The organism is Pandoraea sputorum, from assembly GCF_000814845.2.
Taxonomy (GTDB): Bacteria; Pseudomonadota; Gammaproteobacteria; order Burkholderiales; family Burkholderiaceae; genus Pandoraea; species Pandoraea sputorum.
Genome location: NZ_CP010431.2, coordinates 437,798 through 460,689 on the forward strand (window position 1 = coordinate 437,798; position 22,892 = coordinate 460,689).

At 64.1% G+C, this 22,892-nt stretch carries 18 protein-coding genes and 1 pseudogene; 2 read left to right on the top strand and 17 right to left on the bottom strand.

Annotated elements, in window-relative coordinates; genetic code table 11:
* Nucleotides 1–10: 10 nt before the first annotated feature.
* Complete coding sequence (locus tag NA29_RS01955) at nucleotides 11–934, bottom strand: DMT family transporter (protein WP_052252442.1); 924 nt, start codon at nucleotides 932–934, stop codon at nucleotides 11–13.
* 357 nt (nucleotides 935–1,291) lie between these two features.
* On the opposite strand from NA29_RS01955, the gene NA29_RS01960 reads away from it, so the two are divergent.
* Nucleotides 1,292–2,560, top strand: a complete 1,269-nt coding sequence (locus NA29_RS01960) for a diguanylate cyclase (RefSeq protein ID WP_084104137.1) — start codon at nucleotides 1,292–1,294, stop codon at nucleotides 2,558–2,560.
* A gap of 18 nt (nucleotides 2,561–2,578) precedes the next feature.
* Here NA29_RS01960 and NA29_RS01965 read toward each other — a convergent pair whose 3' ends face one another.
* From NA29_RS01965 to NA29_RS01980, 3 genes are all read right to left on the bottom strand, one after another.
* Nucleotides 2,579–2,824: a hypothetical protein gene (locus tag NA29_RS01965; RefSeq protein ID WP_039395154.1), complete on the bottom strand. Its 246-nt coding sequence runs from the start codon at nucleotides 2,822–2,824 to the stop codon at nucleotides 2,579–2,581.
* Nucleotides 2,825–4,017: 1,193 nt separating this feature from the next.
* The gene (locus NA29_RS01975; RefSeq protein WP_052253161.1) at nucleotides 4,018–5,232 is read right to left on the bottom strand and encodes a porin; all 1,215 of its coding nucleotides are present in this window, start codon (nucleotides 5,230–5,232) and stop codon (nucleotides 4,018–4,020) included.
* A gap of 221 nt (nucleotides 5,233–5,453) precedes the next feature.
* A complete protein-coding gene (locus NA29_RS01980; RefSeq protein WP_052252443.1) occupies nucleotides 5,454–6,362 on the bottom strand; it encodes an NAD(P)-dependent oxidoreductase in 909 nt (302 codons plus the stop codon).
* Nucleotides 6,363–6,580: 218 nt separating this feature from the next.
* On the opposite strand from NA29_RS01980, the gene NA29_RS01985 reads away from it, so the two are divergent.
* Complete coding sequence (locus tag NA29_RS01985) at nucleotides 6,581–7,384, top strand: AraC family transcriptional regulator (RefSeq protein WP_039395158.1); 804 nt, start codon at nucleotides 6,581–6,583, stop codon at nucleotides 7,382–7,384.
* Between the two features lie 67 nt (nucleotides 7,385–7,451).
* On the opposite strand, the gene NA29_RS01990 is transcribed toward NA29_RS01985, so the two are convergent.
* The 13 genes and pseudogenes from NA29_RS01990 to aceK all read right to left on the bottom strand — a co-directional run bounded on the left by NA29_RS01990 (nucleotide 7,452) and on the right by aceK (nucleotide 22,891).
* Nucleotides 7,452–9,473 carry an acetyl/propionyl/methylcrotonyl-CoA carboxylase subunit alpha gene (locus tag NA29_RS01990; protein WP_039395160.1) on the bottom strand — a complete coding sequence of 674 codons (2,022 nt, stop codon included), beginning with the start codon at nucleotides 9,471–9,473 and terminating at the stop codon, nucleotides 7,452–7,454.
* A gap of 199 nt (nucleotides 9,474–9,672) precedes the next feature.
* Nucleotides 9,673–10,662, bottom strand: a pseudogene (bioB, locus tag NA29_RS01995) (biotin synthase BioB); the annotation flags it as partial.
* A gap of 147 nt (nucleotides 10,663–10,809) precedes the next feature.
* Nucleotides 10,810–11,613: a dethiobiotin synthase gene (bioD, locus tag NA29_RS02000; RefSeq protein ID WP_084103387.1), complete on the bottom strand. Its 804-nt coding sequence runs from the start codon at nucleotides 11,611–11,613 to the stop codon at nucleotides 10,810–10,812.
* On the bottom strand, nucleotides 11,606–12,814 hold the full coding sequence (bioF, locus tag NA29_RS02005; protein ID WP_039395162.1) for an 8-amino-7-oxononanoate synthase: 1,209 nt from the start codon (nucleotides 12,812–12,814) through the stop codon (nucleotides 11,606–11,608). The genes bioD and bioF overlap by 8 nt, the downstream gene beginning before the upstream one ends.
* Nucleotides 12,811–14,193, bottom strand: coding sequence for an adenosylmethionine--8-amino-7-oxononanoate transaminase (bioA, locus tag NA29_RS02010; protein ID WP_039395164.1), 1,383 nt, complete (start codon nucleotides 14,191–14,193; stop codon nucleotides 12,811–12,813). The genes bioF and bioA overlap by 4 nt, the downstream gene beginning before the upstream one ends.
* Before the next feature lie 319 nt (nucleotides 14,194–14,512).
* A complete protein-coding gene (locus tag NA29_RS02015; protein ID WP_039395167.1) occupies nucleotides 14,513–15,304 on the bottom strand; it encodes an enoyl-CoA hydratase/isomerase family protein in 792 nt (263 codons plus the stop codon).
* Nucleotides 15,305–15,366: 62 nt separating this feature from the next.
* Nucleotides 15,367–16,974 (bottom strand): carboxyl transferase domain-containing protein, encoded by a 1,608-nt coding sequence (locus tag NA29_RS02020; RefSeq protein ID WP_039395170.1) that lies wholly within the window; start codon nucleotides 16,972–16,974, stop codon nucleotides 15,367–15,369.
* 86 nt (nucleotides 16,975–17,060) lie between these two features.
* Complete coding sequence (locus NA29_RS02025) at nucleotides 17,061–17,468, bottom strand: YchJ family protein (protein ID WP_039395173.1); 408 nt, start codon at nucleotides 17,466–17,468, stop codon at nucleotides 17,061–17,063.
* 29 nt (nucleotides 17,469–17,497) lie between these two features.
* Nucleotides 17,498–18,103 carry a 2-hydroxychromene-2-carboxylate isomerase gene (locus NA29_RS02030; RefSeq protein ID WP_039395175.1) on the bottom strand — a complete coding sequence of 202 codons (606 nt, stop codon included), beginning with the start codon at nucleotides 18,101–18,103 and terminating at the stop codon, nucleotides 17,498–17,500.
* Nucleotides 18,104–18,216: 113 nt separating this feature from the next.
* On the bottom strand, nucleotides 18,217–18,894 hold the full coding sequence (locus NA29_RS02035; RefSeq protein ID WP_039395178.1) for an SDR family oxidoreductase: 678 nt from the start codon (nucleotides 18,892–18,894) through the stop codon (nucleotides 18,217–18,219).
* A gap of 87 nt (nucleotides 18,895–18,981) precedes the next feature.
* Nucleotides 18,982–20,166 (bottom strand): acetyl-CoA C-acetyltransferase, encoded by a 1,185-nt coding sequence (locus tag NA29_RS02040; protein ID WP_231965125.1) that lies wholly within the window; start codon nucleotides 20,164–20,166, stop codon nucleotides 18,982–18,984.
* 160 nt (nucleotides 20,167–20,326) lie between these two features.
* Nucleotides 20,327–21,007, bottom strand: coding sequence for a carbonate dehydratase (gene can / locus NA29_RS02045; protein WP_052252444.1), 681 nt, complete (start codon nucleotides 21,005–21,007; stop codon nucleotides 20,327–20,329).
* A 63-nt stretch (nucleotides 21,008–21,070) separates the two neighbouring features.
* On the bottom strand, nucleotides 21,071–22,891 hold the full coding sequence (gene aceK / locus NA29_RS02050) for a bifunctional isocitrate dehydrogenase kinase/phosphatase (RefSeq protein WP_039395185.1): 1,821 nt from the start codon (nucleotides 22,889–22,891) through the stop codon (nucleotides 21,071–21,073).
* Nucleotide 22,892: the final 1 nt, after the last annotated feature.

Consider the following 22,892-nt stretch of genomic DNA (forward strand, 5'->3'; position numbering starts at 1 on the left):
AGCGCAAAATTTATCGGACGCTTCCCAATTCATCCGCCACAGCGGGCATCGGTTCACGCGCTTTGCGAATCGGCAGATGCCAGTTTTCGCCGAGTGCCACGCCCGCGAGAATCAGCGTACCGCCCAGGAGGTGGTAACCGGCGAGATGCTCTCCGAGACCGAAGGCCGCGATCAGCGCCGTGAAGATCGGTACCAGATTGATGACGACGGTCGCGCGACGCGGGCCGATGCGCGCAACGCCGATCATCCAGATGAACGGGGCGGCGATGGACACCGGGATCGTCGCGAAGGCCAGCTCCGGCAGGTTGTCCATCGAAATGCCTGCTTTCTCCGAGATCAGATAGAACGGCAGCAGCGCGATGACGGCAAACATGATCTGCGCGTACAGCGACGGCAGCGGCGCGAGCGGCAGATGCCATTTGCGCAGCAGCACGCAGTACACGGCGTACGCGAGCATGGCGGCGACCATCATGGCGTCGCCCACACCGATGCCCTGATCGGTGAGATGTAGCAGCGAACCGTGCCCGACGACCAGCAGCACGCCACCGATCGACAGCAGGCCACCGGCCAGCGCGCCAGCGGTGAGGGCGTCGCCCAGGAGCATGACCGCGAGCGTGAGCGTCGTGAGGGGCAGCAGCGCCAGAATGATCCCCATGTTGGTGGCACTCGTGTAATGCGCCGCCGAATAGGCGAGGCCCTGATAGATCGCCATGCCCAGCACGCCGAGGGTGGCGTACTGCGCCATGTGCGGCGCAAATTGACGGCGGGCGCGCCACAACGCGGGCAACGCAAACGGCGTGAGCAGCAACGCGGCGGCGAACCACCGCAGGAACGCGATCTCGGCAGGGAAAATGTGACCGACGGCGAGCTTGTTGACGATCACGTTGGCCGACCAGATAAGCACTGCGGTCAGCGGCAGAATGAAATTAGCCATGATGTATGCGATGTGCCGGTCGGGCGGCCGACCGGCGGGTGACTTACGAACTGAGGCAAATTGTCCGCCCGAAAGGTATCCGTCGCATAGCGAATTTCAGACAAACGATAAGGGATTTCGGACGTGACGTCCGGGTCCACATTGACCACCCTCAACGCCGTGCGCTTTGGAAGCGCTCGCCGACGTTGTCCGCAGGTAGAATGGCGCCTCCGGGTCCCTGCGACGACTGTATGTCAATGTGTTCGCACACACGACGCACAACGCCCGGCCCCACGGTGCGATGACATCGTGCGCGCATTTCGTAGTCCGTCGTTCTTGATTCGTGGTCCGTGGTTCGTGAGGGTCGATCGGAGCAGCATGGTGTCAGTGAGTCAGCAAGACAGCAACGCGCGCGCCGACGGCACGCCACAACACCGAAGGACGGGGGGCGCCGCTTCGGCGTCTGCTGCTGCGGGTATCGATCCCGCCGTTGCAGGCAAAGGCAAGCGTTTCGTACGACGCATCTATCGCCTGCGGACCATCGGTCTGGGCATCGGATTCTTCTGTGTCGCAGGCGTCTTCTATCGACTTGATCCGCCTACGCCGCTTTGGTTGTGGGCGCTGGTGATCTTCCACGGCTTCGTCTGGCCGCATCTGGCCTGTGTACTCGCACTGTCGCGTCCGATCCCTTACCGCGCCGAGCGCACGAATCTGATGATCGATGCGGCATTCGGTGGCTTCTGGGTCGCCGCGATGCAGTTCAATCTGCTGCCGAGCGTCGTCGTTCTCGCGATGATGTCGATGGATAACATCGGCGCGGGCGGCGTACGGCTTTTCCTTCAGGGGCTCTTGGCCAACGTTGTTGGCGCTCTGATCGGGATCGCCGTCCTTGGCTTTGCCTGGGCACCCGCGTCCGATACCTTCAACGTCATCACGAGTTTGCCGATGGTGATTCTGTATCCGGTCGCACTCGGCAAGGTGACGTATGACCTCGCGCAGAAGCTGTCGCAGCGCTCGCGGGAAATGGAGTATCTGTCGCGACACGATGGCCTGACGGGCCTGCTCAATCGGCGGGCGTGGGAGCAGCGGCTGGCCGACATCCACGAGCATTGCGCCCACACCGGGCAACCGGCGTGTCTGGTGCTGATGGATCTGGATCACTTCAAGCGCATCAACGACACGCTCGGCCACGCTGCAGGCGACTCGGCGCTCAGACGCTTTGCCGGACTACTGCGTCAGCGTCTGCGAGAGATCGACGCGGTCGGGCGATATGGTGGCGAAGAGTTCGGTGCCGTGCTGGTCAATACCGGCGAAGTGGCGGGACGCGATCTGATGCACCGGCTGCTCGCCGATTTGCGCGCCCGAGTGGCGCAGGCAGAAGCGCAAATGCGGCAGGACGAAGCGCTTCGCGTGTCGCTCACGGAGTGTACGGTGAGTATCGGGCTGGTGCCCTTTTCGAGCGCTTTCAGCACTCCGCACGCATGGCTCCAGCAAGCCGATCGTGCGTTGTATCGGGCTAAAAGTCAGGGACGCGACGGGATGGTGGTGCTCGAGGCCGGTGCCTTCGGTATGTCCGGCGCAGGGGCTTCGCCGGATCGCGAAGAGGCTACCGGCGGCACAGATGCGAGAGGCGCCAAAAACGTATAGCGCCTGACGCTTAACGACTCAGCGCGTGCACAAGCGCGCGAACGCGCCACGCAGTGCGGCGGGCAAACCGGCGGCGAAATTGAACGGACGGGCCAGTGCTGCCAGGCCCTCGCCATTGAGCACGCGCGCGCCTTCCAGATGCGTGGCCAGCACGCAGAAATCTTCACGGCGCATGCCCACACGCTGACACGCGTGGTCGAGTTGCTTCAAGTCGTTCGGATGCAGACTGATGGTGAGGGTAACGCGCTCTGGGTCGGTGTTCATGACTTTCAATTTTCTCTTTTTCGATACATCGGGCATGACGCGCGGGTAAGCGCATGCCAAACGCCCGCGAGATAACGCGGGCGAGCCGGATCCGACTGCGTGGGATCGGGCCTGTAGGGCGCACATGGCGGACACGTCGAGCGAACGAAACGTCGCAGAGTAAAGACGATTTCGGTCCGCCGATGCGCGCGATGTCTGATCGTGGCGTCGGGTTGTTTTACGTAACGCGTGGGCAATACGAGGCTGTGGGCGCGCAATCCGCCGCCTGAGTGTTGCGCGGGCGGCGGTACGGCACTAACGCGTGAGAGCGATGCCTCGTAACAGCAGGGAGGGCTGACTCTCCATCCGGCCATCGCACAAGCGCCGGAATACAGCATGAGTACTGCGGTACTGCGAATTGCAACTGCAGGGATTGCTCAACGATTGCTTGGGTGTTGCTTAGCTATTGCGGGGTACTGCGGTGATGCGAGACCTTCTGAATTACAGGACTGCGTTTGATGCGTGTACAGCGATGCAGACTTCAAACTACCCATACTGCGACTTGCTGAACTGCTACTGCGGATAAAGCGGAACTACGAGCACTACAAGACTTCCGAACTGCTACTGCTACTGCTACTGCTACTGCTACTGCTACTGCTACTGCTACTGCTACTGCTACTGCTACTGCTACTGCTACCACCTACTGCGAGACGACGCTGAATTACGCGGCGTCCTTAAACTGAATGCGGGGGCACGGTGCGACACGGTGGCTACGGCGATAGCGCAACACGCGGTCCATGTGCGCTGCCGAGGCGTTGCGCACTGCACGGCGGTGCAACTGCTTCACACGTGCTGCCGACACCGAAATGGCCAATGCCGCGACAACCAACCAACTGACGAAAACCACAATACTTCTCCCCGTTGAGTGCAGCGCCGAAACGATCCGGGATGAACCGGTACGCATCGAATTCGATGGGAAATCAAAAAGCGTGGTGAGCGCCGGTCGCAACTGCATAAAACTTCAATGGAGTGGATTCTAAATAGATTCCCGAATAGGGTAAACCCTTAAAATCGTGAATAGTGTATTTTTTTAGACGAATTAATGGATTTTTCCAAACAGTCGTTTGAATTTGAATGTCGTTGATTCCATGCAGAAATCGGTCCAAACCCGCATGCCTTCACGGGTTCGGGCCGATTGGCTTGAGACGGACAGATCAGAAGCTGTGCTTCAGCCCCATGCCCAGCAGTAACTGCGTGCGGGCACCGGCGTCGATGCCATAGGAGCCGACCGAGGCTGTTGCTTCCACGGCTTGTCCCTGATTCAGTGTTTTACCGACCGCTTGCTGATAGCCGCCAATCACATAAGTGGACGTGCGCTTGGACAATGCATAGGTGACGCCCGCATTGAACTGGTTGTAATGCGCTCCGAGGGTGCCGTCGGCGCGCATGCGCGTGTAGCTGTAGCCGATACCGGTGTTGATGGCTGGCGTAAGCGCATAGGTGGCGAACGCATTCACGCTGTCGAACTTCGCCGTGCCGGTGAAGAGCGACATGGCATCGCTCCCGTACTGCGCGTTCGAGAATGTCACACCGAGAATCGCCGGACCGATCGCGTACTTACCGCCCACCCGTGCAATGCTCACCTTGCTCGCGGTGCGGAACCCGGCATTGATCGGCGAGTTGAACAGCGAACCCGCGCTGCTCGTCCATTCGCGATAGGGCCAGTCACCGTTGGTGAGCGGGTTCCCGCGATTGCTGCCGCCATCCGCGAAGAAGTAACCGGCCGCGATCGCCACAGGACCATTGCTGTAGGCCCCCGCCAGGCCGTAGGAGCGCCCCGCGCCAGCCTTCCCCGCGACGTTGCCGGTCGCATACATCCCTTCGAATTGCAGACCACCGAAGTTCGGCGTGGCATAGCGGATCGAGTTGTTGATACGTGCGCCGTTGTCGTAGTTGTCGACGTCGCCCGGCGTGGCGAAGAAGCCGCCGAAGTAGCCGTCTGCGGTCAGACCCTGCACGAGATTGACGACCGGGTCGTACTGACGGCCGATCGTCACTTCGCCCCATTCGCTGCTGCGCAGACCGACGATGGCTTTACGCCCGAACGCGAGACCGCCGTTGCCCATCGATCCGTTGACGGCGTTGAAGCCGCTTTCGATCTGGAAGAGTGCCGAGAGGCCATTCCCCAGCGATTCCGTACCGCGCAGGCCCCAGCGGCTGCCGCCGATGATGTTGCTTGTGATGCCGGTGAACGACCCAGGGCCGTTGGCGACCGCCGTGTGGTTGGCGTGCACGATACCGGAGTCGATCGTGCCGTAGAGCGTGACGTTGCTTTGTGCGCTGACGCCGGACGGCAGTGCGAGCAACGCGAGCGTCGCGGCGAGCGCCAGGGTGCGCAGGCCGGGGTTCAGGTGTGGACGTTGGTTCATGATGTCGAGCGCGTTGGCGCGCATGGTTGAAATCGACATCGAGAATATTGGCGAACACCTATTCGGATTCCTTATGAAAATTCCGAAACCCCGGGGATCCGCATGGCAGCGACCGCCGTCCGAGGCCGCTGCCATATTTTCTAGGAACCGTCCTTAGGAACCTTGTGCAAACACCGCTATAAGCGTGCTTACGAAGTTCCCCGCTGGACGCGTAGCTAACGTCAGTTTTCGTCGTTGCCCTTGCTCTGACCTCGCGGCAAACCCGCGCGTCGCCGTGCGACACGCGACAGTGCGGCCCAGTCGAGCTGTCCCTCATCGTGCGCGAGGCTGTCGAGGTGGTTGTCGCGCAGCACGCTCGCGAACGGCATGGGAACGTTCGCGGCTTCGCCGGCGAGCAACGCCAGGCGCACGTCCTTCGCGCCGAGCGCGAGCTTAAAGCCCGCCGGTTCGAACACCTGCTTCGAAATCGCTCCGCCGTATCCGGTGTAGGCGGGCGTGTTGAAAACCGTCGACGTGACCATCTCGAGAAAGTCGCTGCTTGCGACCCCGTGACCTTGCGCGAGCGCGGCCGCCTCGCTCATCGACTCGATGGCGCTGGCGATCATGAAGTTCGACGCGAGCTTCACGACGTTCGCCTGCTCGGGCGTGTCACCGAACCGCCAGGTGCGCTGACCGAGCACATCGAACAGCGGCTGGACCGTATCGATGACGGACGCCTCGCCCGCCACCAGCACGTTGAGCTTCCCGGCCTCGGCCACATTCACGCGTCCCAACACCGGTGCGGCCAGATAGCGCAGGCCCAGCGTTTCGCACTGTGCGCGAATCTCGCGGGCGAAGTCGAGCGAGACGGTGGCCATGTTCACCACGATGGCGCCGCGCGTGAGCGCGTGGAGCGCGCCACCGTCGCACAGCACCGTGCGCGAGGTGTCGTCGTCGGCCAGCATGGCGATCAGCACGTCGACACCGAGCGCGGCCTGCGCGGGGCTCGCCGTTGGCGTGGCTCCCTCAGCCGCGAGGGCGTCCACGGGGCCGCGCGAACGGTTCCACACGCGCAGCGAGTAGCCTGCCTTCAACAGATTGCGCGCCATCGGGGCGCCCATGGTGCCGAGTCCGAGAAATCCGATATTCATACGTTCTCCTGATGCAAAGGAATGTGTTGCAGCGCGTGGCGCCGAGGGTCACCGGGCCGGTCGAGCCCATCGAGCCCATCGAGCACTCGCACGGGCGACGCGCGTCAGCCAGCAGCATGACACCGGAAGCGAGTTTTCGCACAGGAGACCGGCGAACGGTAAGATGGACGCCATCGACCCGCACGGGCAGGCGGCCCCTCATCGTCTGCGCCCTCACCATGACCGTTCGCTACAACTGGCCGACCTTCAAGACGCTGCCGTACCCGGTCTACTTTCGCTACGACGAGTTCGACGCGCAGACCGCCTGGGTGCCGCATCGTCACGACTGGGGCACGTTCAGTTACGTGGCGAACGGCGTCATGCAGATCGAGATCGAGGGCACGCGCTTTCTCTCGCCGCCGCAATATGCGGTGTGGGTGCCGCCGAAGGCGACGCACGCGAGCTTTAACGCGGACGCCGTGATCTACCGATCCGTGTACATCGATGCCTCGCTCGCCAGCGCCCTCCCGGCGAAGGCGGCGACGTTGCGCATCAGTGGCTTGCTGCGCGCGATCCTGCTGGACTTCGCGGAGCGCGGCGTCGCATGCCCGCAGACCGACGCCGACCGGCGGCTTGCGCAGGTGCTCATCGACCAGATCGCGCTGGCCCCGGCGGAGCCACGCTTTTTGCCACAGGCGAGGTCGCCCTCGCTGGTGCGTGTGCTGGATGCATTACAGAGCGAGCCTGCCGATAACCGCACGCTCGCTGCATGGGCGAAAACGATGTCGATGACGGAGCGCACGCTGGCGCGTCACTGTCTGACGGAGCTGGGGATGACGCTGGGGCAATGGCGGCAGCGCATGCGCTTTCTGCGGGCCATCGAGGGATTGGAGGCGGGACGGACGGTAAAGTCGATCGCGTTCGATCTGGGCTACGCCACACCGTCGGCGTTCATCGAGATGTTCACGCGCCAGTCGGGACTGACGCCGGAGCAATTCCGGCGTCAGACGATCCTCAGCGCGTCCGCGCACGATTCGGCATGATGCCCGCGTGATTCTTGCCTGGTACCGGGCCCTCGTGCGCGACGCAGAACTTACAACGCCATAAAACTCATCGCTTGAACGCCAGCAACTGCGCGCCTTCCGGCACCTGATCGCCCACGGCGTAAAGCACTTCTTCGATCTCGCCGTCGGCCGGTGCGCTGATGGTGTGTTCCATCTTCATCGCTTCCATCACGAGCAGCGGCGCGCCTTTCTCGACCTTGGTGCCAGGTGCCGCGAGTACCGCGATGACCTTGCCGGGCATTGGTGCGGTCAGACGGCCTTCGCCGCCTTCCTGTGCGCCTGCTTGTGCGAGCGGATCGTGCCAGCGCAGCGTCCACGACTGCCCGTCGGCGAAGACGTGGGCCGTCTCGTGTTCGAAGTCGACGTGGCCCTGCACACGGCGCTCGCCGAGCGTCACGCGGTACACGCCTGCGTCGTGGGCGTAGCGGTACGGGTAGGTCTGTCCGTCGACCGTTAGCGTGCTGGCCTGTGCGCCGCTCGTGAGCACGACGTCCAGGCGCGTCTCGCCATGATCGAACGAGAGCGTGCGCTGATAGTCGCCGTTCAGCCGCCAGCCCGTCGCGAGTTGCCACGGCGAATGACGGTCGATGCTGTCCTGGTACTTACGGAAGCCGACGATCGTCTCGCGCGCGAGTTGCGCCGCGACGGCCAGCGCAAGCGTCGTGGCGGGCACGGGTGTCGCAGCCGGGAACAGCGTGTCGCGGTGGCGTTCGATGAGGCCTGTGTCGAGATCGGCCCCGGCGAACGGTTCGCTCGCCACGAGACGCCCGAGGAATGCGATGTTCGTCTGCACGCCGACCACACGGTACTGGCCCAGCGCGCGACGCATGCGCGCGAGCGCTTCGTCTCGGTCCTGTCCCCACACGATCAGCTTGGCGATCATCGGGTCGTAGAACGGGGAGATGGTGTCGCCCTCGCGCACGCCCGAGTCGATCCGCACGCCTGTCGGGGACGTCGTGCCGCCGATTTCGAACTGCACCGCCGCCGGCGGACGCAGCGTCGAGAGCGTGCCCGTCGACGGCAGGAAGTTGTTGTCCGGATTCTCGGCGTAGATGCGCGCTTCGAGCGCGTGACCGTGAATGCGCAACTCGTCCTGCTTGCGTGGCAGCAATTCGCCTGCGGCCACACGCAGTTGCCATTCGACCAGATCGAGGCCGGTGATCATTTCGGTGACGGGGTGCTCCACCTGAAGACGCGTATTCATCTCCATGAAGTAGAACGAGCCGTCCTGATTGGCGATGAACTCGACGGTGCCTGCACCGACATAGCCCACCGCGCGCGCGGCATTGCACGCCGCTTCACCCATCGCACGGCGACGCGCCTCGGGCATGCCCGGGGCGGGCGCTTCTTCCAGCACCTTCTGGTGGCGACGCTGCACCGAGCAGTCGCGCTCGAACAGATAGACGCAGTTGCCGTGCGTGTCGGCAAACACCTGAATTTCGATGTGACGCGGACGCGTCAGATACTTCTCCACGAGCACGCGTTCGTCGCCGAAGCTGCTCGCGGCTTCGCGCTGGCACGAGGCGAGCGCGGCGCGGAATTCTTCGCTGCGCTCGACGACACGCATGCCCTTACCGCCACCACCGGCGCTGGCCTTGAGCAGCACCGGATAGCCGATCTCGTCGGCGCGCGCGTGGAGGAAGGCGGCGTCCTGATTGTCGCCGTGATAGCCCGGCACGAGCGGCACGGCCGCCCCTTCCATCAGCGTCTTGGCGGCGCTCTTGCTGCCCATCGCGTGGATGGCCCCGACCGGCGGGCCGATGAAGACGATCCCGGCCTCATGGCAGGCGGCGGCGAACGCTTCGTTCTCGGACAAGAAGCCGTAGCCCGGGTGGATTGCTTGTGCGCCGGTGGCCTTGGCGGCCGCGATGATGGCGTCGATGCGCAGGTAGCTCTCGCGAGCGGCCGCACCGCCTACGTGCACGGCTTCGTCGCACACGGCGACATGCTTGGCGTGCGCATCGGCGTCGGAATAGACAGCGACCGTGCGGATGCCCAGCCGAGCGGCCGTGGCAGCCACTCGGCAGGCGATTTCGCCGCGGTTGGCGATGAGGATTTTGTCGAACATGTTGCCTCCGGAAAATGGTCGATTTGGGCGGCGCCGATGGCTAACGTCCCCGCTTGTGACGGAGCGTCAGCGCACTGACACCATTCTCTTTGCTATTCAGCTTTGCGGCCACAACGGATGGAGCGGATCGTCTTGTGCGATCTGATCGTTGCGGCCGCATTTATCCTTCAACGCCTGCGCGGCAACCGCGTTGCTCCGCTCAGTGGGTCGCGCAGGGCTTCAATGCGTCGCACTCGCTCGCGTCGCCAGCATTCTCCGCGCCGAGCTTCTCTTCGGTCGACGTTCGCATGCCCAGGCGTGCGAGCAGCGCGCGGTCGGCTTCGGCCTGGGGGTTCTGCGTCACGAGCAGCTTCTCGCCGTAGAACATCGAGTTCGCCCCGGCGAGGAAGCACAGCGATTGCAGCGAGTCGTCCATCATTTCGCGTCCGGCCGACAGACGCACCATCGCGCGCGGCATCGTGATACGTGCCACGGCGATCATGCGCACGAAGTCGAACGGATCGACGCTCTCGTTGTTTTCCAGCGGCGTGCCCTCGACCTTCATCAGGTTGTTGATGGGCACCGACTCCGGATACGGCGACATGTTCGCGAGCTGCGCGATCAGACCGGCGCGCTCACGGCGCGTCTCGCCCAGACCGACGATGCCGCCGCAGCACACCTTGAGACCGGCGTCACGCACGCGGGCGAGCGTGTCGAGACGGTCCTGATACGTGCGCGTCGTGATGATCTGGCCGTAGAACTCCGGCGATGTGTCGAGGTTGTGGTTGTAGTAATCGAGTCCTGCGTCGCGCAGTTGCTGTGCCTGACCGTCGCGCAGCATGCCGAGCGTCACGCACGTCTCCAGACCCAGCGCCTTCACGCTTCGCACCATCTCGCCCACGGCGTCGACCTGATGCGGCTTCGGGCTGCGCCATGCGGCACCCATGCAGAAGCGCGTCGCCCCGGCTTCCTTGGCGCGTTGCGCGGCCGCGACCACTTCCTCGACGGGCATCAGCTTTTCGGCTTCAACGCCGGTGTCGTAGCGTGCGGACTGCGGGCAGTATGAGCAGTCTTCCGGGCAACCGCCGGTCTTGATCGAGAGCAGCGTCGAGAGCTGGACGGCGTTGGCGTCGAAATGCTCGCGGTGCACTTGCTGTGCGCGGAAGATCAGGTCGTTGAACGGCAGAGCGAACAGCGCTTCGATGTCGGCGACGGTCCAGGGCGTGTCGTTACGGCGCAGGGCTTCGTCGTGGCCGTGGGCGGCAGTGTGAGCGTGAACTTGCATGGTGAGATTCCTTGAATTCTGTATGTTCGGTGTTGGCGCGATGTCGGTGCTATGGCGGTCCGTAGATCGCGCTCAGGGTGCGGTGTGCGGGCGAGGGCCGGACGACGCCTGCGCCGCGCGATGCAGTGCGGTGTCGACCAGCGGCGCAATATCGAGATAGCCGGAGGCGGTCGCGGCGTCGGGGTGCGGCAGATGCGGCACACGCCCGAGCAGCGGTGCACCCAGTCGGGCGGCAATCGCCTCGACGTTGGCATCCACATGACGCATGTCCGGATCGACGTGGTTAGCGACCCATCCGGCAATCGTGAGACCGCGCGACGTAATCGCCTCGGCCGTGAGCAGCGCATGACTGATGCAGCCCAGACGCAGGCCGACGACGAGGATCACCGGCAGGCCGAGCTGACGTGCGAGATCGGCGGTGTCGGGCGCGCTGGCGTCGGGGCCGAGCGGCACGCGAAAGCCGCCGACGCCTTCGACGATCACGAGGTCCGCGCGCGCGGCGACCCGCGCATAGCCTGCCCGGATCACGCTGCAATCGAGGTCGATGCCCTCGGCAGCGGCGGCGATGTGCGGCGCGGTGGCGTCCTTGAGCACGTACGGGCAGTACCAGTCGTCGGGCAGCTTCAGATTGCTCGCGTCGTGCAACTGCTCCACGTCTTCATTGACGAAACGACCGTTGTGTTCGGACGCGCCTGCGGCCACCGACTTCAGCCCGGCGCACACCAGCCCGCGACGCGCTGCGGCATGCAGCAACGCCGACGAGACGAGCGTCTTGCCGATCTCGGTGTCGGTGCCCGTGACGAAGAACGCGTGACGCGCGGGCGTCGCACGCTCGGTCGGGGCATTGGCGGCAGTGATGAGGTTGCGTTCAGCCATGCGCGTGCTCCGTCCAGTCGTTGTCGAGTTGATTGATGGCGCGGGTCAGGCGCGCGACGTCCTCGGCCGTATGTGCGGCGCTGAGCGTGAGACGCAGGCGCGACGTGCCCGGTGCGACCGTCGGCGGACGAATCGCGGGCACCCACAATCCGGCCTCGGCCAGCCCGGCCTGCGCATGCAGCGCGGCGGCGTTCTCACCGAGGATGATCGGCTGCACGCCCGTCGGGGAGACCATGTGATGCCAGTGCTTCAACGTGAGCGAATCGCGCAGTTGCGCAATGCGCGCCTGCAACGTCGCACGACGCTCGCGACCTTCGTCACCCGCGATGATGGCGAGACTGGTGAGCAACGCATGCGCCTGCGAGGGCGCGGCCGCCGTCGTGAAGATGTACGGACGGGCGCGATTGATCAGCCACTCGATCACGCTTCGATGGGCTGCGACGAACGCGCCACCGACACCGGCGGCCTTGCCGAGCGTGCCGATGATGACGAGGTTCGGCGAGCGCATGTCGAAGTGTTCGAACACGCCGCGTCCGTTCTCACCGACAACGCCGAAGCCGTGCGCGTCGTCCACGATGAGCCACGCGTTATGACGCTCGGCGAGCGCGAGCAACTGCGGCAGCGGTGCGATATCGCCGTCCATCGAGAACACGCCATCGGTGACGATCAGCTTCGTCTCAGCGGTGCTGGCATCAAGCAGAGCGGCGAGGGCGTCGACATCGCCGTGCGGATAGACGTGCGTCTTCGCGCGCGAGAGCCGTGCGCCGTCGATCAGCGAGGCGTGGTTGAGCGCTTCGGAGAAGATCTCCGAGTCCTTGTTGGCGAGTGCGGAGATCGTCGCCAGATTGGCCATGTAGCCGGTGCAGAAGTACAGCGCGCGGCCGTCGACCAGATGCGGCGACATGAAGTCGGCGAGGACGTCTTCGAGTTCCGCGTGCGCCTGCGAGTGGCCGCTGATGAGGTGCGAGGCGCCGCTGCCTGCGCCGTAACGTTGCGCGCCTTCGATGAGGGCTTCGACGACCTTCGGGTGTGCCGCCAGCCCGAGATAGTCGTTGCTCGCGAAGGCGAGGACGTCACGGCCGTCGGCACTCAGGTGCGGCTGGCATGGCGTGCTCACCACGCGATGACGGCGACGGAGATGCTGACGGTCGATCTCGGCGAGTCCGGCGTCGAGACGGTCGAGCAGGGGATGGGTCGTCATGCCGACACCTCCTGCTTCAGCGTCGCGTTCATCGTCGTGTCGAAGGCGGCGAGCGTTTGAGCGGCCAGCCAGTCGATCGTGCCGTCGTCGAGCACATATGGCGGCATCAGATACACCGTCGAGCCGATCGGACGCAGCAGTACGCCACGCGCGCGGGCTTCGGTGTAGAAGCGCTTTGCGAAGGCACTCGCCGCGCCGGGTGCGTCCGGCAAGTCGGCGTCGAAGGCCCAGATCATGCCGCGATGGCGGAAATGCTTCGCGCGCGGATCGTCTGCGAGCGGTGCGAGGGCTTGCGTCAGACGCGCAGCGCTCACGGCATTTCTGGCGAGAACGTCGTCGTCCGCGAAAATGTCGAGCGTAGCCAGCGCAGCGCGGCACGCCAGCGGATTGCCGGTGTACGAGTGCGAGTGCAGGAATCCGCGTGCGGTGTCGTCGTCGTAAAAGGCGTCGTAGATCGCGTCGCGCGAGAGCACGAGCGAGAGCGGCAGATAGCCGCCGCTGATGCCCTTGGAGAGCGTCAGCAGATCGGGCCAGATACCGGCCTGTTCGCTCGCGAAGAACGTGCCGGTGCGGCCGCAACCGACGGCGATTTCGTCCGCAATCATGTGCGCGCCGTGCTTGTCGCAGAGCGCACGCACGCGGCGCAGGTATTCGGGATCGTGCATCGCCATGCCTGCGGCGCACTGCACCAGCGGCTCGACGATGACGGCGGCGATGCGTCCTTCGCGCTGCGTGAGCAGCGTGTCGAGTTCATCGGCGGCACGACGCGCGACATCCACGGCCGTCTCGCCATCGCGCGCCTGACGCGCATCGGGCGACGCCACAACGTGCGCGTGTCGCAGCAGCGGGTCGTAGGCGTCACGGAACAGGGCGACGTCGGTGACGGCCAGCGCACCGAGCGTTTCGCCGTGATAGCCGTTGCGCACGCAGACGAATTCGCGCTTGTCGCTGTAGCCCTGATTGCGCCACGCGTGAAAACTCATCTTCAGCGCGATCTCGACGGCCGACGCACCGTCCGACGCGAAGAACGCATGACCGAGCACGCCGCCGGTCAATGCCGACAGACGTTCGGACAAGGACACGACGGGCTCATGCGTGAAGCCGGCGAGCATCGCATGTTCGAGGCGACCGAGCTGATCGATCAGCGCCGCGTTGATGCGCGGGTTCGCGTGGCCGAACAGATTGACCCACCACGAACTGATCGCATCGAGGTAGCGCTCGCCGCCGGTGTCGACGAGCCAGGGCCCTTCGCCGTGAGACAGCGCGACGAGGGGCAGCTTTGCCTGTTGCTTCATCTGCGTGCAGGGGTGCCAGACCTGGCGCAGACTGCGTTCGGCGAGATCGCCGGGACCGTTGGGGGGGCGCGGGGAGGCGTCCATCTTTGACTCCTTGGAGGGCCGTGACGGGCGAGAAGCCGGGCGAGATGCCCGACGCTCGTCGTCCGTCTGGCTGGCCGGTGCGGGGCATTGCGCGCTGCGCTGCTGCACGTGGCCGGAGGTGGGGGATGGGCGCATGGTAGGCAAAGCGATTTGGCAGGGCAATAGGCGGATTTGGTGCGAAAACTCGCTGTTTTGTGAGCCGTAAGGAGACGTTATCGATAATTTCGTAAAACCCGCCGATAACGTTCCGGCATCTCCGCCGTCACCCCTCGCAAAAAAATTTTGTAACCGTCGAAATGGATGATTCCCGTGCGTTCGCTCAGGACGCGTCGCGCCACGACGGCGAACGCTTCTCCAGGAACGAACGCACCCCTTCGCGACCCTCATCGGATGCGCGGATCTTCGCGATGCGCTCGGCCGTGTCGGCGATGGCCGCCTCGTCGATGGCGCGCCCGGCGAAGTCCTGCACAAGGCGCTTGCACTCCTTCACCGCGTTCGGGCTGTTGTCGACCAGCGCCTTCGCCAGCGCGCCGACGGTGCTGTCGAGCGTGTCGTCGGTAACGACTTCGTGCACGAGGCCGAGACGCTGCGCCGTGGTGGCTGTGAAGCGTTCCGCCGTCAAGAAATAGCGACGCGACGCCTGTTCGCCCAGCGCGCGAATCACATACGGGCCGATGGTCGCGGGAATCAGGCCGAGCTTGGCTTCGGACAGGCAGAAGTGCGCCGTGTCGACGGCGACCACGATGTCCGCCACGGCCGCGAGGCCCACACCGCCTGCGTACGTGTCGCCCTGCACGCGCGCGATCACCGGCTTCGGGCAGCGGTAGATCGTGTTGAGCATGACGGCGAGCGTCATGGCGTCGGCGCGGTTCTCGGTGTCCGAGTATCCGGCCATCTTCTTCATCCAGTTCAGATCGGCGCCCGCGCAGAACGCTACGCCTTCAGCGGCGAGCACGATGGCGCGCACGTCGTCGTTCGTCGCCAGCGCGCGAAACGTGCCGGTCAGTTCTTCGATGACGGTTTCGTTGAACGCGTTGCGCACGTCCGGACGGTTGAGCGTAACGGTGGCGACGTGGGCGTCGACACTGAGCTTGAGCGTAGCGAGTTGCATGACGGAATTCCTCGGTGGACCGGTGTGGGCGATAACGAGCGCTAACACGCGATAACGCGCGATTACATGCGGAACAGGCCGAAGCGTGTTTCCGGAATCGGCGCATTGAGCGCGGCCGACAGACCGAGACCGAGCACCGTGCGCGTGTCGGCCGGATCGATCACGCCGTCGTCCCACAGGCGCGCGCTCGCGTAGAACGGATGCCCCTGACGTTCGTACTGATCGCGGATCGGCTGCTTGAAGGCGTCTTCTTCCTCCGCGCTCCACTGTCCGCCCTTGCCTTCGATGCCATCGCGCTTGACCGTGGCGAGCACTGATGCAGCCTGCTCGCCACCCATCACGGAGATGCGCGCGTTCGGCCACATCCACAGGAAACGCGGCGAGTAGGCGCGACCGCACATGCCGTAGTTACCCGCGCCGAACGAGCCGCCGATGATGACGGTGAACTTCGGCACGTTCGCGGTGGCGACGGCCGTCACCATCTTCGCGCCGTGCTTGGCGATGCCTTCGTTTTCGTATTTGCGCCCGACCATGAAGCCCGTGATGTTCTGCAGGAAGATCAGCGGAATCTTGCGCTGGCAGCACAGTTCGATGAAGTGCGCGCCCTTTTGCGCGGACTCCGAGAACAGGATGCCGTTATTCGCTACGATGCCGACCGGATAGCCCCACAGATGCGCGAAACCGCACACCAGCGTGGTGCCGTAGCGCGCCTTGAATTCGTCGAACTCGGAGCCGTCGACCAGACGCGCGATCACTTCGCGCACGTCGAACGGCTTCTTCGTGTCGGCGGGAATCACGCCGTACAGTTCGCGTGCGTCGTACTTCGGTTCGACCGGGGGCTTGGTGGCGACCGTCGCCGGTTTGCGGCGATTGAGGTTCGCGGCGATGCTGCGTGCGATGGACAGCGCGTGTGCGTCGTTCTGCGCGAAGTGATCGGCGACACCCGACAGGCGCGTGTGGACGTCGGCACCGCCGAGATCCTCGGCGCTCACTTCTTCGCCCGTAGCGGCCTTCACCAGCGGCGGGCCGCCGAGGAAAATCGTGCCCTGTTCCTTGACGATGATGGACTCGTCGCTCATGGCGGGCACGTATGCGCCGCCAGCGGTGCACGAGCCCATCACCACGGCGATCTGCGGAATGCCTTGCGTCGACATCTGCGCCTGGTTGTAGAAGATCCGGCCGAAGTGATCGCGATCGGGGAAGACGTCGTCCTGATTCGGCAGATTCGCGCCGCCCGAGTCGACCAGATAGATGCATGGCAGATGGTTCTGCTCGGCGATCTCCTGTGCGCGCAGGTGCTTCTTGACCGTCATTGGGTAATACGTGCCGCCCTTGACTGTCGCGTCGTTACAGACGATCACACATTCCTGGCCGGAGACACGACCGATGCCGGTGATGATGCCCGCGCCCGGTGCGTCGTCGTGATACATGCCGGTTGCAGCGAGTTGCGAGAGTTCGAGAAAAGGTGAACCCGGATCGAGCAGTTGTTGCACGCGATCGCGCGGCAGCAGCTTGCCACGGCCGGTGTGTTTCTTGCGCGCAGCCTCACCGCCGCCACCGGCCAGTTGCGCGATACGGGCGCGCAGTTCGTCGACTACGGTCTGCATGGCGGACGCGTTGCGTGCAAAGTCTTCGCCGCGCGGGTTGAGTTTGCTTTCGAGAATCGGCATGTGACGAAATCCGGTGGAGTGTGAGTTTTAGTTGAGTGCTTATGCTGAGCGACGTGGCGAGCGATGGGCTGAATGTCGTCGCGAGATCAGTCGAACAGGTCGCCGTCGATGTAGCGCCAGCGGCCGTCGTCGGTGCGCTCGAAGCGACTGCGTTCGTGCAGCCGGTGAGCGCGTCCGCCGACCTTGTAACGGGCGACGAATTCGACTTCGGCATGGTGCTCGTCGCGCTGCAGATGGGCTTTGACCTGAAGGCCGAGCCACTGCGGGGCGTCGCCGAAGTCGAGCGTCGCGGGACGCGTGCGTGCCGCCCATGTGTCGAGCAGATACGGCGCGTTCTGGCGCACGAACGCCGTGTAGCGCGAGCGCATCAGTGCTTCCGCCGTGGGCGCAATCTCGCCGTGTTCGAGGTAACGCGCGCAGCAATCTTCGAACGCGAGGCCACCGCACGGACAGCCTTCGCGGTCTTTGTCTTGCGGCGATTGGGGGCTTGCCATCGTATGTCGTGCCTTATGGTGTTTCAGTGTCAGATCTTGCCGTGCTTCAGACAGGCCTCGACTTGCGTGAAACGGTCGAAGCCCCAGAACGGTTCGCCGTCCACGATCACGAACGGCGAGCCGAACACGCCGCGCGCCATCGCCAGATCGATCTCGGCTTTGAGGTGGTCCTTGGCGGCGGGCGAGTGCATGCCGATGTCGAGGGCCGCGCCATCGATGCCGAGGGCTTCGCCGAGCCGTACCAGTTCCGCCGGGTCGCCGATGTTCACGTCGTCGACGTAGAGCGCGCGGAAGATCGACTTCGCGAACTCGGCCGACAAGTCGCCGCCGCGATGGTCCTGCACCCACAACACGGCGCGCTCGGCGGCTTGCGTAGGGATCGGGAAATGCGTCGGCCGCTTGTAGTCGATGCCATGAAAGCGCGCGGTGCGCGCCACGTCGTTCTTCAGATACTCCGTCTTGATCGGATGCTGCACCGGTGCGCCCGTGCCGTTCACCTTGTAGACGATGTCGAGCAGGATCGGATGCCACGCGACGCCACGCCCATTGCGCGAAGCGATGTCGTCGATGCAGGTGCTCGCAAAATACCCGTACGGGGATGCGAAGTCGAAATAAAAGTCGATGGCGGACGTCATGTTGGCTCCGTTTCCGAGTGACGTTTCTGGCCCGCGAATCAAAAGATACGGCGGTGTGGCAACAGCGTCTTATGGGTGCTACGGGTGATGCAAGTGCTACGGTACTGCGTGATTTACCAGGGGAACGGCGTGCCGTCGTAGTTGTAAAAGCCGCCGTTGTGCGTGGCGCGCTCGCCTGGGGCACGGGCCAGCACGCGGCGCATCCCGGCCACGCTCGTTTCCACGTCGATGTCGGCGTTTTCGCCTCCCATGTCGGTGCGTACCCAACCCGGATGCATGGCGACGCACGTAGCGCGCCGGGCTTCGAGCGACACCGCTTTGACGACCGAATTCACGGCGGCTTTACTCGCGCGATAGAGCCAGCTGCCGTTCGACTCCATCAATTCGACGCTGCCCATGCGGCTCGACAGGAAACCGAAGCTGCCGCCCGCCGCTTCCACGAAAGGCAGCACGAGTGGCGCGACCTGCATCGCGCCGAGTACGTTGGTGTGGAACACGCGGTCGAACTCGTCCTTCGTGATCGGCGCGAGACCGGTCGTGCGTTCGGAGTTCACACCGGCGTTGTAGACCGCCACGTCGAGTTCCACGCCGTCGAGTTGCCAGGACAAACCGGACAGCGACTCCACGCGCGTAACGTCGAGTTTCAGGGCTTCGGCATCCAGCTCGCGCAGAGCGGCCAGACCGTCTTCATTGCGTGCAGTAGCGAACACGCGCCAGCCGTCTGCACGATACTGCCGTACGAATTCCATGCCGATGCCGCGCGAGGCACCGATGATGAGCGCTGTTTTCATGACGTCGTTGTGTCCCCGTCGATTGTGTCCCCGTAGAAACGGTGAACCGGCGTTGGACGCCGGTGTGAGTTCAGACGTGTACGTTGATCAGACGAGTTCGATGGCCATCGCCGTCGCTTCGCCGCCGCCGATACACAGGCTCGCCACGCCCCGCTTGCCGCCGGTCTTGCGCAGTGCGCCGATCAGCGTGACGAGAATGCGTGCGCCGGACGCGCCGATCGGGTGGCCGAGCGCACACGCACCGCCGTGAATGTTGACCTTGTCGTGCGGCAGATCGAATTCGTGCATCGCGGCCATCGCGACGACGGCGAACGCTTCGTTGATCTCGAACAGATCGACGTCGGCCGTCGACCAGCCGGTCTTCTCGAACAGCTTGCGCATCGCGCCGACCGGGGCGGTCGTGAACAGGCCCGGTTGTTGCGCGAAGGTGCTGTGACCGGCGATGCGCGCGAGCGGCGTGAGGCCGAGGCGTTTGGCCGTCGATTCGCGCATGAGCACGAGCGCGGCAGCGCCGTCGGAGATCGACGACGAGTTGGCGGCGGTGACGGTGCCGTCCTTGCGGAAGGCGGCCTTGAGCGTCGGAATCTTCTCGGGGTTGGCCTTGAACGGCTGCTCGTCCTGCTCGACGACGGTGTCGCCCTTGCGGCCCGGCACCGTCACGGCGGTGATTTCCCACGCGAACGAGCCGTCTTTCGTGGCGTTCTGCGCGCGTTCGAGGGAGGCGATGGCGAAGGCGTCCTGCGCCTCGCGGGTGAAGGCGTAACGGTCGGCGCACTCTTCGGCGAAGGTGCCCATCAGGCGACCTTTGTCGTAAGCGTCTTCCAGACCGTCGAAGAACATGTGGTCGATGACCTGACCGTGACCCATGCGCATGCCGGCGCGCGCCTTGGGCAGAAGATAGGGAGCGTTGCTCATGCTTTCCATGCCACCGGCGACGATGACGTCGGCGCTACCGGCGACGAGCATGTCGTGGGCGAACATCGCGGCGCGCATGCCGGAGCCGCACATCTTGTTGACGGTGGTGGCACCGGCTGCGAGCGGCAGGCCTGCACCGAGCGTGGCCTGACGCGCAGGCGCCTGGCCCTGACCGGCTGGCAGTACGCAGCCCATGACGACTTCGTCGACCTGCTCCGGCTTCAGGCCAGCGCGTTCGACGGCCGCACGAATGGCGGCAGCACCGAGTTGGGGCGCGGTGACATCGCTGAATACCCCTTGCAGGCCACCCATCGGCGTGCGGGCAGCGGAAACGATGACGATCGGGTCTTGTTGCATGGCAATCTCCATAAAAGGGTTTGCGTGGCCGACACTGCGTCCTTGCGGACCGGTGCGTCAGCCCCGAATATCCAATGCTTCAATCTTCCGTCGTCCACGCGCCCGCTGGTGCGCCTGAGGGGCCTAACTTGACCTAAGTTGGCCTAGGTGGCCTGGGCCATCAGGCGCGTGGATGACGTAATTCGGCCATCGCTTCCACGCAGCGATCGTAGATACGCGGCAGGGATTCGAGGCTATTCACCGACATGCGCAGGTCGCGCACCAGACCGTCGCGCAGGCCGTACACCCAGCCGTGCACCGTGACCGGTTGGTTGCGGGCCCAGGCGTCGCGCAGGACGGTGGTGTGACAAATATTCACGACCTGTTCGATGGCGTTCAACTCGCACAGGCGATCGTGACGGGCGTCGCGTGAGGGCAGCGCGTCGATCTGGTCGATGTGGCGCTCATAGACGTCACGCACGTGGCGCAGCCAGTTGTCGACGAGGCCCATCTTCGCGCCATCGAGTGCCGCACCCACACCGCCGCAGCCGTAGTGGCCGACGACCATGATGTGACGCACTTTCAGCACTTCGACGGCGAACTGCAAAACCGACAGGCAGTTCAGGTCGCTGTGCACCACCACGTTGGCAATATTGCGGTGGACGAACACTTCGCCCGGCGCCAGGCCGGTGATCTGGTTCGCGGGCACGCGCGAATCCGAGCAGCCGATCCAGAGGTATTCCGGGGTCTGTATCTTTGACAGACGCTCGAAAAACGCGGGATCTTCCGCGTTCACGCTGGCCACCCAGGCGCGGTTGTTATCGAGCAGATGGATGAGAGGTTGGTCTTTGTCTTCGGTCATGATCGTGTCATCCGGCGGGCATGTCGTGAGCTGGGAAGCGTCGATGGCGAGGAAGTCCGGCGCTCAGGCTGCTGCCGCGCGAGGCGGAGCGTCCGAAGCACCCGAATCCGTGATGCCGCGGGCGGCACCGTAGCGATTGACGAAACGCAGCGAGACATCGTACGGATAGAAGTCGTGCATCTGTCCGGCTCGTACCCGATCCTGAAAGCCTTGCCACAGGTCGGGATCGAAGAAATCCGGATGATGCTGGCTCAGATAGCGCCGCACGCGTGCGTCTCCCGTCAGAAACGTCTCAAACGTCTGCGGAAACACGTCGTGCGGGCCTACACGGTACCAGACTTCCCCTGACATCGCCTCTTCTTCGTTACGTGGTTCCGGCACTCGACGGATGTGGCAATCCGTCAGATATTCCAGTTCGTCGTAATCGTAGAAGACCACCCGGCCGTGACGCGTCACACCGAAATTTTTGTACAGCATGTCGCCCGGAAACACGTTCGCCGCCATCAGCTCCTTGATCGCATTGCCGTATTCGCGCATCGCGTGGTCCACCTGGTCATCCGAGGCGGACTGCAGCCACAGATTGAGCGGCGTCATGCGACGTTCGATGTAGCAGTGGCGGATCACCAGCGCGTCGCCGTCGAATTCGAGCAGCGAGGGCACTTCGGTACGGAGCTGGGCGAGCAGGGCGTCGTCGAAGCGTGAGAGCGGGAAGGCGACGCTGGAGAACTCCAGCGTGTCGGCCATCCGGCCCACGCGATCGTGCTGCTTGACCATCAGATACTTCGCTTTCACTTGTTCGCGTGTCGTCTCCTTGGGCGGCGCGAAGCGCTCGCGAATCAGCTTGAAGACGTACGGATACGAGGGCAGCGTAAACACCAGCATCACCAGTCCGGGAATACCCGGTGCGCTCACGAACTTGTCGCTCGAATGCTTCAGGTGATGCAGAAAATCGCGATAGAACAGATTCTTGCCGTGTTTTTGCAAGCCGACCGATGTATAGATCTCGGCCTTCGGCTTTCCCGGCATGATCGTGCGCAAAAACTGCACATAGGCCGACGGCACCTCCATATCGACCATGAAATACGCGTGCGAGAAGCTGAACATCACGCGCAGTTGCTCGCCGCGCAGCAGGGCGGCGTCGAGCGCCAGCTTGCCGTGGCCGTCGTGCACGATCGGGACGGCGAACGGTGTCGTAGTGTCGCCGTTCACGATGCGTCCCACGATATACGCCGCCTTGTTGCGGAAGAACAGCGACGCCAGCACGTGAATCTGGAAATTCGGCGCGGCGTCGAATGTGCCGAACGCCTCTTCGATGGCGCGCATCACATAGCCCACGTCGCGCGACAGATCGGCGAACGGGCGCTTAAGCTGGAAATTAGTGACGATGCGCGCGAGCGTGGCGGCCATGCCGTCCTGCGCGGGATAGTAGACGCGGTACGTCGGCTTCGCGGCGGGCGCGTCGTTCTCGATGTACTCCGTCGCTACGGCGGGGCGCACGAAGATGAAACGGTTATTGAAGTACGAGCGATGCAGGATCTTGCAGCACACCGAGTTGAAAAACGTCTCGGCCAGTTCCGGCTGGCGATGCTCCGTGAGCAAGCCGATGTAATGCAGCTTCACTTGCTGCCAGACATCGTCGTCGAGCGACTGCGCGTCGAACTCGTCCTCCAGCGTCACGATGCACTCGCGCACGCGTTCGTCGTAATAGGCGATGCGGTCGCGCTGAAGCTTCTGGATGCCCACGAAGTCACCGGCTTCGAAACATGCCTGCGCCGCGACGCACACCTCGCGGAAGATGCGGTAATGCTTGTCGAAGCCGTCCAGCATCGTGCGGGCGACGTCGAAAGCAAACTGCGACGACAGGAGTTTCGGGAAGTGATTCATA